This is a genomic window from Caulobacter sp. BP25 (assembly GCF_002737755.1).
Classification (GTDB): Bacteria; Pseudomonadota; Alphaproteobacteria; order Caulobacterales; family Caulobacteraceae; genus Caulobacter.
The window spans coordinates 60661-72573 of record NZ_PEGH01000006.1 but is presented as its reverse complement, the minus strand read 5'-3'; the positions used below and the strand labels follow the sequence as shown (position 1 = coordinate 72573).

The 11913-nt window shown below is 69.1% G+C and carries 10 protein-coding genes; 1 reads left to right on the top strand and 9 read right to left on the bottom strand.

The features are described 5' to 3' along the window. The first annotated feature begins 12 nt into the window (after nucleotides 1-12). Complete coding sequence (locus CSW59_RS20520; RefSeq protein WP_143754942.1) at nucleotides 13-357, top strand: hypothetical protein; 345 nt, start codon at nucleotides 13-15, stop codon at nucleotides 355-357. Between the two features lie 179 nt (nucleotides 358-536). Here the strand turns inward: CSW59_RS20520 and CSW59_RS03610 are convergent, their stop codons facing one another. Genes CSW59_RS03610 through CSW59_RS03570 form a run of 9 tightly spaced genes read right to left on the bottom strand, consistent with a single transcriptional unit; the run spans nucleotide 537 to nucleotide 11442 of the window. Continuing rightward, on the bottom strand, nucleotides 537-2390 hold the full coding sequence (locus CSW59_RS03610; RefSeq protein ID WP_099442746.1) for a chloride channel protein: 1854 nt from the start codon (nucleotides 2388-2390) through the stop codon (nucleotides 537-539). Nucleotides 2391-2396: 6 nt separating this feature from the next. Beyond that, nucleotides 2397-3809, bottom strand: a complete 1413-nt coding sequence (gene murD, locus CSW59_RS03605; RefSeq protein WP_099442745.1) for a UDP-N-acetylmuramoyl-L-alanine--D-glutamate ligase — start codon at nucleotides 3807-3809, stop codon at nucleotides 2397-2399. A 14-nt stretch (nucleotides 3810-3823) separates the two neighbouring features. Then, nucleotides 3824-4936, bottom strand: coding sequence for a phospho-N-acetylmuramoyl-pentapeptide-transferase (gene mraY, locus CSW59_RS03600; protein WP_099442744.1), 1113 nt, complete (start codon nucleotides 4934-4936; stop codon nucleotides 3824-3826). Further along, complete coding sequence (murF, locus tag CSW59_RS03595) at nucleotides 4936-6396, bottom strand: UDP-N-acetylmuramoyl-tripeptide--D-alanyl-D-alanine ligase (protein ID WP_099442743.1); 1461 nt, start codon at nucleotides 6394-6396, stop codon at nucleotides 4936-4938. The genes mraY and murF overlap by 1 nt, the downstream gene beginning before the upstream one ends. After that, entirely contained in the window at nucleotides 6389-7849 is a 1461-nt protein-coding gene (locus CSW59_RS03590) for a UDP-N-acetylmuramoyl-L-alanyl-D-glutamate--2,6-diaminopimelate ligase (RefSeq protein ID WP_099442742.1), read from the bottom strand. Before CSW59_RS03590 ends, murF begins: the two co-directional genes overlap by 8 nt. Beyond that, entirely contained in the window at nucleotides 7846-9615 is a 1770-nt protein-coding gene (locus CSW59_RS03585) for a penicillin-binding protein 2 (RefSeq protein WP_099442741.1), read from the bottom strand. The genes CSW59_RS03590 and CSW59_RS03585 overlap by 4 nt, the downstream gene beginning before the upstream one ends. Further along, the gene (locus CSW59_RS03580) at nucleotides 9612-10046 is read right to left on the bottom strand and encodes a cell division protein (protein ID WP_099442740.1); all 435 of its coding nucleotides are present in this window, start codon (nucleotides 10044-10046) and stop codon (nucleotides 9612-9614) included. Before CSW59_RS03580 ends, CSW59_RS03585 begins: the two co-directional genes overlap by 4 nt. Then, nucleotides 10043-10978 carry a 16S rRNA (cytosine(1402)-N(4))-methyltransferase RsmH gene (gene rsmH / locus CSW59_RS03575; RefSeq protein ID WP_099442739.1) on the bottom strand — a complete coding sequence of 312 codons (936 nt, stop codon included), beginning with the start codon at nucleotides 10976-10978 and terminating at the stop codon, nucleotides 10043-10045. Before rsmH ends, CSW59_RS03580 begins: the two co-directional genes overlap by 4 nt. After that, entirely contained in the window at nucleotides 10975-11442 is a 468-nt protein-coding gene (locus CSW59_RS03570; protein WP_099442738.1) for a division/cell wall cluster transcriptional repressor MraZ, read from the bottom strand. Before CSW59_RS03570 ends, rsmH begins: the two co-directional genes overlap by 4 nt. Nucleotides 11443-11913 lie beyond the last annotated feature (471 nt).

Sequence of the window (11913 nt, the reverse complement as noted above, 5' to 3'; positions counted from 1 at the left end):
TAGCTTGGCCGCATGGAGCATCCGAAACAGACGCTTTTCGGCATAGGGCTTACAGTTCTGGTACTGCTGTTCGTCACGGTCGCCTCACCAATAATCGACCGCCATCTCGCAGAATCGCACCTCGAAGCGGAGGGGTTCCGCGCAGTCGAACTTGATTGGACTTACAGCAGCGGCCGCTGCCTCAAGGGGCGAAGAACATTCGCTCTCGATGCAATTCGGGCGGATGGACATCACGTCGTCGGCTTCGTCTGCGCTGGACACTTCTGGCCGGCCATCACGCATGTGACAGACGATCTCGACGCGCGCGCTACGTCGATGGGGGCCTCGACGGAAAGCGGACTATCAGAACGTTACTAGAGGGTCGATCGTAGCCTTCAACACCCATCCAGAAACCCGACCTTCCCGGCGAATGCCGGGACCCAGATCGAACGCACAGGGGCCATCCCGTCAGCGCCGCGCGAGGTCGCGTCATCCCCAGCCGCTCCAGATGAATCTGGGCCCCGGCATTCGCCGGGGAGATCGGGGGTATTGCCCCCCTACCCCGTATCCCCCGTAAGCTCCCGCCGCGCCTTTTCCAGCTCTTCGGCATAGCGCCGCGTCACGTGGGCTTCGGTGATCAGGCCGATCACCTCGCCGCCTTCGTCGACCACGGCCAGCTCGTCGGCGCCGGTCTCGTCGAAGGCGGTCATGATCGCCTTGATCGACAGCTCCGGCGTCAGGGCGACGTCGGCGTTGGCGGCCAGGGAAGAGAGCGGGGCTTCGCGCTCGGGCGGCTGGGCGTAGACGGCGGCCGTGGCGACGATGCCGGCGTAGCGGCCGGTCTCACTGGTCAGGACCGCGCGCTTGGTCGAGCCCAGCGGGAAGCGGCGGCGGAATTCAGCCAGGCTGGTGGCGGCGGGAACCGTCTTGACGTCGCGGCGCATCATCTTGCCGGCGGTCAGGTTGCGCATCCACGACACGTCGTGGGCGCTGCGGATGGTCTCGCCGCGCAGGTGCAGGCGCCAGGTCGAGAACGAATAGCCGAACGTCTCGCGCACCACGGCGCTGGCGATCAGCGAGGCGGCCAGGGTGGCGGCGGTGATCGTGAAGTCGCCCGTCGCCTCCAGCACCAGGAACGACATGGTGAAGGGCCCGCCGACGATGGCCACCCCTAGCGCGCCCATGCCGACCAGCGAGGCGGCGATCGGGTCCAGCCGCCCCTCCCCGGCCACCAGGTTCACGATGTCCGAGAACGACTGGCCCATCAGCGCGCCCAGGAACAGCGCCGCGAAGAACAGGCCGCCCCGAAAGCCGAAGCTGAGCGAGATGATCGAGGCCACGGACTTCATCAGGATCAGGATCAGCAGAAGCTTCAGCGGCAGGTCGCTGTTGAGGTCCAGATGCAGGGCGCCGTGGCCGCCCGACAGGGTCTGGGGCGTGACCATCGCCATGGCGGCCAGGGCCAGGCCGCCGATCGCGGGCCGGGCCCAGCGGGGCGGGGCGGCCTTGGCGACCCAGCGGTCGGCGACCGCGACCGCGCGCATCAAGGCCACGCCGAATAGCGCCGCGACCAGGCCCAGAAGGCCGTACAGTAGATAGTCGGTCCACGAGCTGATCGCGATGACCGAGCTCTTGATCAGGTAAGGCGTCGAACCCAGGGCCTTGGCCGCCAGCACGCCGGCCAGGGCCGCAGCGGCCACCGGCGCGATGTTGGCGACGGTGTAGGCGCCGATGACGATCTCGAACGCGTAGAAGGCCCCCGTCAGGGGCGCGCCGAAGGCGGCGGCGATCGCCGCGCCGGCGCCGGCGCCGACCAGGATCCGCAAGTCGCCCCGGCGCAGGCTCAGCTTCTGCCCGACCCACGAGGCCGCCGCCCCGCCCGCCTGGGCGTAGGCGGCTTCCAGCCCCACCGAAGCCCCGCAACCGTTGGAGATCAGGGTCTGGCCGCAGATGAAGGCGCTGTCGCGCACCGACAGTCGCCCGCCGTGCAGGGCGTTGGCCTCCACGGGGTCGACGGCGGGACTGGGTCGAAAGCGCAGGACCAGCGCGGTAAACAGCCCCAGCAACAGCCCGCCCAGCGGAATAGCCAGCAGCCGCCAAGGCTCGACCATGGCCTGGGCCGACAGGCGCTCGTCGGGATTGAAGGCGAACAGCCACACCTGGGTGCTGTGCGCGATCTTGCCCAGCAGCACCGCCAACGCCCCAGCGGTCGACCCCACCACCGTCGCCACGGCGATCAGCCACAGCTCCGAGGAGCGGGTCCGGCGACGCAGCCAGGCCAGCCACGGCAAGGCCTGGCGGCGGGCGTCGCGGAAGGCCGCGCGTTCGGTCAGCGCGGTGCGCAGGACCCGACGCCAATGACGGGTCTCGGCGGCGGGATCGGGCTTGGTCGTCTCCGCCGGCTCGGTCATGATCGTCTAGGCCACGGCGGCCTTGCCGCCGCCCACCAGTCCGTTGACGGCGGCGCGGAAGGCTTCACCCCGCGCCTCGAAGTCACTGAACTGGTCGAACGAGGCGCAAGCCGGCGACAGCAGGACGATCGCCTCCTCGTCGCTGGCGGCGGCGTCGGCATAGGCCTGTTGGACGGCGCGCTCCAGCGTGCCGCTCATGGTGACCTCGGCCTTGCCGGCCAGGGTCCAGGAGAAGGGCTCGGCCGCGTCCCCGATCAGATAGGCCTTGGCGACGCGCGGGAAGAGGTCCTTCAGGTCGTCGATGCCGCCGGCCTTGGCGACGCCGCCGGCGATCCAATAGAACTTCGGATAGCTCGACATCGCCTGGCGCGCGGCGTCGGCGTTGGTGGCCTTGCTGTCGTTGACGAAGCGGACCTTGCCGATCTTGCCGACCGTCTCCATCCGGTGCGCCAGGCCCGGGAAGGTCATCAGGCCGTCGACGGCGTCCTGCATCGGGATGCCGATGGCGCGCGCGGCGGCGTAGGCGGCCGCCGCGTTCTGCCAGTTGTGGCGGCCGGGCAGGCTGCGAGCACGCAGCAGATCGGCGACCTCGACCACGCGCTCTCCCGTCGCGTCGTAGAGCACGCCCTGCAGGGCGTAGACGCCCCGCCCCATGGCCTTGCCCGAGCTGATCGGCCAGATCGTGCGGCGGTTAGCGGCGGTGATCTCGGTGCAGATCTGCTGGCACCAGGCGTCATCGACCCCGATGATCGCGGTGTCGCCCTTGCCCTGGTTCAGGAAGATCCGGCGCTTGGCGGCGATATAGCCGTCCATGCCGCCGTGGCGATCCAGGTGGTCGGGCGAGATGTTCAGCAGCACCACCGCGTCGGGGTGCAGGCTGGAGGTCAGGTCCAACTGGTAGGACGACAGCTCCAGCACATAGACCGCGCCGCCGTGCATGTCCTCAAGGCCCAGGACCCCCTGGCCGATATTGCCGCCGATCCGCGTGTCGCGGCCGGCCGAGGCGCACAGGTGGCCGATCAGGGCGGTGGTGGTCGACTTGCCGTTGGTGCCGGTGATGGCGATGATCTTGGGGCGCTTGTGGACCGGCGCGGCGGCGACCGTGCGGGCGAACAGCTCGATGTCGCCCAGCACCTCGACCCCAGCGGCCTTGGCCTTCTGGACGGTCCAGTGGGGCTTGGGGTGGGTCAGCGGCACGCCCGGCGACAGCATCAGGGCGGCGAACTGGCGCCAATCGGCGGTCTCGAGGTCGACGACCGGGAAGCCCTCGGCGGCGGCGGCCTCGCGGCTGGCGACCTTCTCGTCCCACAGGGCGACCTTGGCCCCGCCCGCGATCAAGGCGCGCGCCGCCGTCAGCCCGGTGCGGCCCAGGCCAAACACCGCGACAGTCTTGCCCTCGAAACCACGGACCGGGATCATCGCGCTCGCCTCCCCTACCGTAGCTTCAGCGTGGCGAGGCCGACGAAGGCCAGCATCATCGACACGATCCAGAAGCGGATCACGACGGTGGATTCAGGCCAGCCCAGCTTCTCGAAGTGATGGTGGATCGGCGCCATCAGGAAGACGCGCTTGCCGGTCTTCTTGAAGTAGGCGACCTGGATCATGACCGAGAGCGCCTCGGCCACGAACAGACCGCCGACGATGCCCAGAACCAGTTCGTGCTTGGCGCAGACCGCGATCGCGCCCAGCGCGCCGCCCAGGGCCAGGGAACCGGTGTCGCCCATGAAGATCTTGGCGGGGGGCGCGTTATACCAGAGGAAGCCCATGCCCCCGCCGATGATCGCGCCGCACAGCACCGCCAGCTCGCCGACGCCCGGCGCGAAGTGCAGGTTCAGATAGTCGGCGAACTTGTAGTTGCCCACGAGGTAGGCGATCAGGCCGAAGGTCGAGGCCGCGAACATCACCGGCACGATGGCCAGGCCGTCGAGGCCGTCGGTCAGGTTCACGGCGTTCGAGAAGCCGGCGATCGTGATCGCGGCGAAGGCCACGTAGAACCAGCCCAGATTGACTACCAGCGCCTTGAAGATCGGGAAGACCACGCTGGTCTCCATGCCCGGCGTCATCGGCGACTTGGGCGCGAACAGGATCAGGATCACGGTGGCGGCGATCGCGACGATGAACTGGGCGATCAGCTTCTGGACGCTGGAGAGGCCGGCCGTGGTCTGCTTGGTGACCTTGGCGTAGTCGTCCATGAAGCCCAGTACGCCGTAGCTGCCGGTGACCAGCAGCACGACCCAGACGTGGACATTGCGCAGGTCGGCCCACAGCAGGGCGCCGGCGAACAGGCCGGCCAGGATCATGAAGCCGCCCATGGTGGGCGTGCCGGCCTTCTCGGTGACGTGGCGGGCGATGCCGTCGGTGCGGATCGGCTGGCCCTTGCCCTGCTTGGTCTTCATCCAGCGGATGAAGCGCGAGCCCATGGCCACGGCGACGATATAGGCGGTCAGCATCGCCATGCCGGAGCGGAACGTCAGGTACTTCAACAGGTTAAGCATCGGCACATGCTCTTGCGAGCGCGCCAGCCATTCATACAGGAAGTACAACATCAGACCCGTTCCCCGAGATCGAGCGCGGCCAGGGCGCCGGCGAGCACGCCAGCCCTGGAGCCGTTCGACCCCTTCACCATCACTACGTCGCCGGGCTGGATCGCCCCCGCCAGCTGCGCCGTTAACTTTTCAGTAACCTCCGCGTAACCGCCTCGCCGAGTCGACGGAAGCGCCTCCCACAGCGATTTCATGTGGACGCCCGCGAGAAAAACCATGTCAACGTTTGCAGCCGCGATGGGCTCCGCAAGCTCGACGTGAAACCGCGCGGAGCCCTCGCCTAATTCGAGCATGTCGGTCAGCACGACGACCCGGCGACCGGCGACCTTGCGCGCGCCCAGCGTCTTCAAGGCGGCCTGCATCGAGACCGGATTGGCGTTGTAGCTCTCGTCGACCAGGGTGAAGGCGCCGCCCGCGATCCGGATGGTCTTCTCGGCGCCGCGCCCCTCGATCGGCGCGAAGGCCGCCAGCGCCGCCAAGGCGGTCTCGCGCGGCACATCCAGCGCTTCCAGCATCAAGAGGACGCACAGGCTGTTGGGGCCCCAATGGACGCCGGTCTGTAGCAGGGAGAACGCGATCGGTTCGCCCTTGATCACCGCCTTAACCACCGACTTCCCCGGCGAAGGCCGGGGCCCAGATTCATCCGGAGCGCCTGCCGCCTTGTCATCTGGGCCCCGGCCTTCGCCGGGGAGGTCGGATGAAAATGAAATGAGTTGAGCGGTGCAGTCCGGCGAAGACCCAAAGCTCCAGACGGTCGCGCCAGCCTTCTCGGCTTCGCTCTTCAAGAAGTCGAACCAGCGGTTGTCGGCGTTCAGCACCGCGATCCCGCCCGGCAGCAGACCCGCGAAGATCTCGGCCTTGGCGCGCGCCACGCCCGCCTCGCCATCGGGGAAGTTCTCGATATGCACCGGGCCGACCGTGGTTATCGCCACCGCGTGCGGCTGGACAAACCCCGACAGCGGGACGATCTCGTCCTCGTGGTTCATGCCCACTTCAAACACCGCCCGCTGGGTGTCGCGCGGCATGCGGGCCAGGGTCAGCGGCACGCCGATGTGGTTGTTGTAGCTCTTGACCGAGGCGTGGGCCTTGCCGGCCAGGCGCAGGCCCGCCTCGATCGCGCGGGTGACGCTGGTCTTGCCGACCGAGCCGGTCACCGCGCCGCGCTTGCACTGCGGCGCGCGCTCGCGGGCGGCAACGCCCAGGGCTTCCAGAGCCTTGAAGGTGTCGGCGACCATCACAGCCGGGGCGTCGACCGGCTTGGCCGCCAGGACGCCTGCCGCGCCATTCGCCACCGCCTGCGGGACGAAGTCGTGACCATCGCGCGCGCCGACCAGCGGCACGAACAGGTCGCCCTGCTCCACCGAACGGGTGTCGATCGAGACGCCGGTCGCGGCGAAGTCGCCGGCGACCTTGCCGCCGACCGCCTGGGCGATCTCATCTGCGGTCCAGAGCGCGTCAAGCATCGACACCCTCCAAAGCCGCGAGGGTCTCGGCGACGTCGTCGAACGGATGCACGACGCCGGCGACGATCTGGCCCTGCTCGTGGCCTTTGCCGGCGACGACCAGCACGTCGCCCTCGGCCAGCAGGTCGACGGCGGCGCGGATGGCGGCGCGGCGGTCGCCGATCTCGCGCGCGCCCGGGGCGGCTTCGAGAATGGCGGCGCGGATCGAGGCGGGATCTTCCGAGCGCGGATTGTCGTCGGTGACGATGGCGACATCCGCCAGCTTCGCACCGATCGCGCCCATCAGGGGCCTCTTGCCCCGATCGCGGTCGCCGCCCGCGCCGAAGACGGCGATCAGCTTGCCGCGCGTGTGTGGACGCAAGGCCTCCAGCACCGTCTGCAAGCCGTCGGGCGTGTGGGCGTAGTCGACATAGGCCTCGCCGCCCGTGGGGCCGCGCCCGACGCGCTGTAGGCGCCCGGCCGCGCCTTCGAGGCTTTCGAGCGCCTTCAGCACCTTGGCGACGTCCTCGCCGGCGGCGACGCAGAGGCCGGCCGCGACCAGCACGTTCGAGGCCTGGAAGGCGCCGGCCAGCGGCAGGCGGATCTCGTAGGTCTGGCCCTGCGCCTCGACCACCATGTCCTGGCCGGCCGGCGTCGGCGTGCGCGACAGCAGCCGTAGGCCCTGCCCATCCTCGCCGACCGAGAACACGCTCTGGCCCGAGGTCACGGCGGTCGAGGCGAAGGTCGGGAAGGCCTCGCTGTCGGCGTTCAGCACCGCCGTCGCGCCGGCGGGCGTCAGGGTGTCGAACAGGCGCAGCTTGGCGGCGCGATAGGCCTCCATCGAGCCGTGATAGTCCAGGTGATCCTGGGTGAAGTTGGTGAAGCCGGCCGCGTGCAGCTTCACACCGTCGACACGGCGCTGGTCGACGCCGTGCGAGCTGGCCTCCAAGGCCAGGTGCGTGACGCCCATATCGGCCAGGCGCGCGATCATCTCGGCGACGTCGCCGGCGTCGGGCGTAGTCAGGCCCGGCGGGGTCAGTTGCTGGTCGGGCTGGCCGGCCTGGCTGACCACCACGCCCAGGGTCCCCATGCTGGCGGCCTTGTGGCCCAGCTGGGCGAAGATCTGGCGGCAGAAGCCGGCGACCGAGGTCTTGCCGTTCGTGCCGGTCACGGCCACGCACATGGCCGGCTGCTTGCCCCAGAAGGCGGCCGAGGCCAGAGCGTAGGCGCGGCGGGCGTCCTCGGAGCGCACCACCGGAACGCCAATGCCTTCAAGGCCGCCTTCGGGCGCCAGGATGGCGGCGGCGCCCTTGGCCACCGCGCCCTGCGCGAAGTCGCGGCCGTCGACCTTGGTCCCCGGCAGGGCGGCGAACAGCCAGCCGGCCGTGACCTTGCGGCTGTCAGCGGTGACGCCGGCGATCACCGGATCGGGCGCGAACGGACGGTTGAACAGTTCGGACAGACGCTTGGTCATAGGCCCGCCTCCGGAGCGGCGTTCTTGGGGGGAGCGGCGATCGTCACCAGCTCGGGCTTTCTCTGCACGCCGAGGAACGGCGCGATGCGTTCGATCACCTTGCCGGCGGCGGGCGCGGCGACCCAGCCGCCCGTCGAGAAGCCGAAGGAACTGGCCGTGCCGCGCGGCTCGTCCATCAGGATCAGGACGAAGTAGCGATCGGCCTCCAGCGGGCTTTCGGTCGGAAACACCGCCGCGAACGAAGAGACCTGGCGCTGATGGTTGTAGCCACGGATCGCGGGGTCGTACTTCTCGCCGGTGCCGGTCTTGCCGCCGACCGACAGGCCAGGGACGTCGGCCTTGCCGCCGCTGCCGCCTTGGCCGGGCACGACGTTGGCGCGCATGATCCTCAGCATCTCGGCCGAGGTGTTCTCAGAGAGCACCCGCCTGCCTTCGGGACGCACGCCGTCGGGCAGCTTCCGGATGGTCAGCGGCAGCACCTTGCCGCCGTTCAGCAGAGCCCCCATCGCCTGGGCCAGGGCCAGCGGGCTGACATTGATGCCGTGGCCGAACGAGGTGGAGGCCACCGCGTCCATGTCCCACTTGCGCGGCGTCAGCGGACGGGCCGATTCCATCAGCTCGACCTTGGCCGGCTTGGTCAGACCCAGCGCCGTGAAGTAGCGCGACAGACGCTCGCCCCCAACCCGCTCGGCCAGCATGGCCGTGCCGATGTTCGAGGAGTGCTGGAAAACCTCGACCAGGTTCAGGATGGCCTTGGCCGCGTGATAGTCGTGGATCGTGCGATAGCCCAGCTTGTAGGGCTCGCGCGCGTCGAAGGTCGAGGCGGGCGTCGCCACCCCGGTGTCCAGACCGATCGCGACCGTAAACGCCTTGAAGGTCGAGCCCATCTCGTAGACCGAGGCGGCGGCGCGGTTCAGGCGCTGGTCGTCGGTGGCTTGCCCGGCCTTGTTGGCGTCGTAGTCGGGCAGGCTGGCCAGGCCCAGGATCTCGCCGGTGTGGACATTGGTGACCAGACCCACCGCGCCCTTGGGCGTGAACTCGGCGGCGGCCTTGCGCAGCTCGTCCTCCAGCGCGGCCTGGACGCGCACGTCGATCGACATCTGGACCGGACCGCCCTCGCCGCCCACGGCCTTGCGGATCGGATCATCCAGGGCGCGCTCGGCGCCGGCCAAGCCCTTGCCGCCGCTGTCGACGAAGCCGACCAGATGCGCGGCCGTCGGCCCCAGCGGATACATCCGCCGCTCCTGCTCCTCGAACGAGATCCCCGGCAGGCCGAGATTAAAGACGGCGTCCTTTTCATCCGGCGTCAGGCCGCCGACGACGAAGGTGCGGTGATCGCCGAACACGACCTTGTCCAGCCGCTTGGCCGGAACCTGCGGCAGAGCCTTGCCCAGAGCCCGGCGCGTCTCCTTGGCGTCCCACACCTCGCGCGGATCGACATAGAGGGCGTAGTGGGCCAGATCGACGGCCAGCAGCTTGCCGTGGCGGTCGACCAGATCACCCCGCGCGCCTTCGGCGCCCATCGCATAGGCGCTCCCACGCCCGGCGTTCGAGAACAGCGCCGCCCAGCTCGCGCCCAGACCGACGCCGACGAAGCAGATGCCGAAGAACACCATCACCAGGAAGATGCGGATGCGGGTGTCGTCCTGCGGCTTTGCCGCGGCTCGCGAACGCTCGAACGCATGCTCCAGACGCCAGACGCGCTCGACAAGCCACCGCCAGGCGGGAGAATGGAAGCCGCCGGGTCCGAGGTTGGAGAGGCTCATCGCCCGCCCCCGGTCGGCGGCGGCGGCGGATCCTCGGGCAAGGCCTCGGGCGCGTCAGCGGCCATGGCGTCTGTCGCCGGCGGCGCGGCCGTGACCGGCGCCTGCGGCAGGTCGCGGCCACGGGCCACGTCGATCAGGGCGTCTTCGGTGATCTCGCGATCAGCCGCGATCGGCGCCAGCTGCATCATCTGCGCCAGCTGTTCGATGCGGCGCGGCTGCTCCAGGTGAGCGACCTCGGCCTCGAGCAGACGCTTGCGGCCCGCCTCCTCGTCGATCTCCTGCTGGATGCGGGCGATCTCCTGGCGCTCGCGGCCGGCGAAGGTCTTGGCCAGATAGACGCCCGTGACCAGGGCCAGAAGGATTCCCAGGCCCAGCACCTCGACGACCCGGAAGCCTCGCACCCGCCGATTGAACAGCTCCATGAAGCTCATGGGGCGGCCTCCCAGACGGGGGCCTCGGTACGTACGGCCGCGCGCAGCTTGGACGAACGGGCGCGCGGATTAGCCGCCAGCTCGGCCTCGCCCGGCGCGATCGCCTTGTTCGAGATCAGCTGAAAGCTGGGCTGGGCGGCGGCGGCGACGGGCGGCGCATGACGCGAACCACCGGGCGTGCGCCCCGCGCGCTCGGTCAGGAACGCCTTGACGATGCGGTCTTCCAGCGAGTGGAAGGTCACGACCACCAGGCGGCCGCCGGGCTTCAGCACCCGCTCGGCGGCGGCCAGGCCCGCCTCCAGCTCGCCCAGCTCGTCATTGACCGCGATCCGCAGCCCCTGGAACGACCGCGTGGCCGGATGGACCTTGGCGCCCTTGCGGCCGCCGACGGCGCGCTCGATCACCTCGGCCAGGTCGAGGGTGCGCTCGAAAGGCTTCTCTTCACGACGCCGCAGGATGAAACTGGCGATGCGGCGCGAGGCGTGCTCCTCGCCATAGACATAGAGGATCTTGGCCAGCTCGACGTAATCCAGGGTGTTCACGAGATCGGCGGCGGTCGGGCCCGTGTCGCCCATCCGCATGTCCAGCGGCCCGTCGCGCATGAACGAAAAGCCGCGTTCGGCCTGGTCCAGCTGCATGGACGAAACGCCCAGGTCCAGCATCACGCCATCAACCGACTCCGGACCCAGCTCGTCCAACATCTCGGAGAAGCGGGCCTGGATCAGGCGGAAGCGGTCGGCCGACAGGCCTTCGGTGAAGCGCTGGACGGTCGGGTCGCGATCGAAGCCGATGACGCCGGCGCCGGTGGCCAGCACCGCGCGGGTGTAGCCGCCCGCGCCGAAGGTGCCGTCCACGACGACGTCGCCGGGACCGGCGCCCAGCGCCTCGACCACCTCATCGAGCAGAACCGAGATGTGCGGCGCGGCGCTCACGACACGACGCCCAGACGGGCGGCCCGCTGCTGGGCGCGCAGGGCGGCCAGGCCTTCGCGCGCCAAGTCGCGCTGCGCCGCGCGATGGGCTTGGAAAGCCTCGCGGGACCAAATCTGAAAACGCTCACCCATACCGACGACAGCAACCCAATCCGTGAGGCCGCACATTTCGCACAAATGGTCGGGCAAGGTAATGCGACCAGCCGTATCAAATGACAGCTTGGCCATGCCGCCCAGCACGCTGGTCTCCAGCGCCGAGCGGATCGGATCGCCGAACGGCAGCTCCTCGATCACGCCCGTATAGCGGTCAAACAGGGCCTTGCCGCCCGCCTCCAGGCAGTCGGCCTCGATCGAGGGAAAGCAGAAAATGCCGTCGAACAGGCCGGACACGGCCGCGCGGAATTCCTGCGGCACAACGATGCGCCGCTTGCTGTCGAGCTGTTTCTCGAAGGTCGAGAGAAACAAGAGCCGAACCCCGCCAGATCCACGCCGGTCGACGACCCGCCACATCGCCCCGACGCAATTGGGTTAACATGGGATGAATTGGGATACAATGACACCGAATGGGGTTTCATCGAGATTTCAAAGGTGTCGCACCGTCGCTCCACTGGGAGCGACGGTTAATCAACAGAACATACACAGAACCGCTCGGTGAATGAGGCGCGCGGAGGCAGTTGAAGGCGGAGCGAGGCAAGGAAACTAGATGCTCCCCAGCGATGCGGGGGAGCTGTCGCCCCCGGGTCGCGCGAAGCGCGCGCCCGAGGATAAACTCCGCGACTGAGGGGGCGAGCGGGACTTGCGCCTAGCTGATCTGGAGCCGGCGCTTCACGGCGAGGCCGAAGAGGAAGATGAGGGAGAGCAGCGACTAGGCGGTAATCGGCTGACGCAGACAAAGCCGAGCCAATTGATGCTCTGCCACCGCAATTCCGACAACGC

What these genes read in the sequence shown, in the direction of transcription:
- mraY (WP_099442744.1), bottom strand. Translation starts at nt 4,936, where the DNA reads ATGTTGTACTTCCTGTATGAATGGCTGGCGCGCTCGCAAGAGCATGTG.
- murD (WP_099442745.1), bottom strand. Translation starts at nt 3,809, where the DNA reads ATGATCCCGGTCCGTGGTTTCGAGGGCAAGACTGTCGCGGTGTTTGGC.
- CSW59_RS03610 (WP_099442746.1), bottom strand. Translation starts at nt 2,390, where the DNA reads ATGACCGAGCCGGCGGAGACGACCAAGCCCGATCCCGCCGCCGAGACC.
- CSW59_RS20520 (WP_143754942.1), top strand. Translation starts at nt 13, where the DNA reads ATGGAGCATCCGAAACAGACGCTTTTCGGCATAGGGCTTACAGTTCTG.
- CSW59_RS03580 (WP_099442740.1), bottom strand. Translation starts at nt 10,046, where the DNA reads ATGAGCTTCATGGAGCTGTTCAATCGGCGGGTGCGAGGCTTCCGGGTC.
- CSW59_RS03585 (WP_099442741.1), bottom strand. Translation starts at nt 9,615, where the DNA reads ATGAGCCTCTCCAACCTCGGACCCGGCGGCTTCCATTCTCCCGCCTGG.
- CSW59_RS03590 (WP_099442742.1), bottom strand. Translation starts at nt 7,849, where the DNA reads ATGACCAAGCGTCTGTCCGAACTGTTCAACCGTCCGTTCGCGCCCGAT.
- murF (WP_099442743.1), bottom strand. Translation starts at nt 6,396, where the DNA reads ATGCTTGACGCGCTCTGGACCGCAGATGAGATCGCCCAGGCGGTCGGC.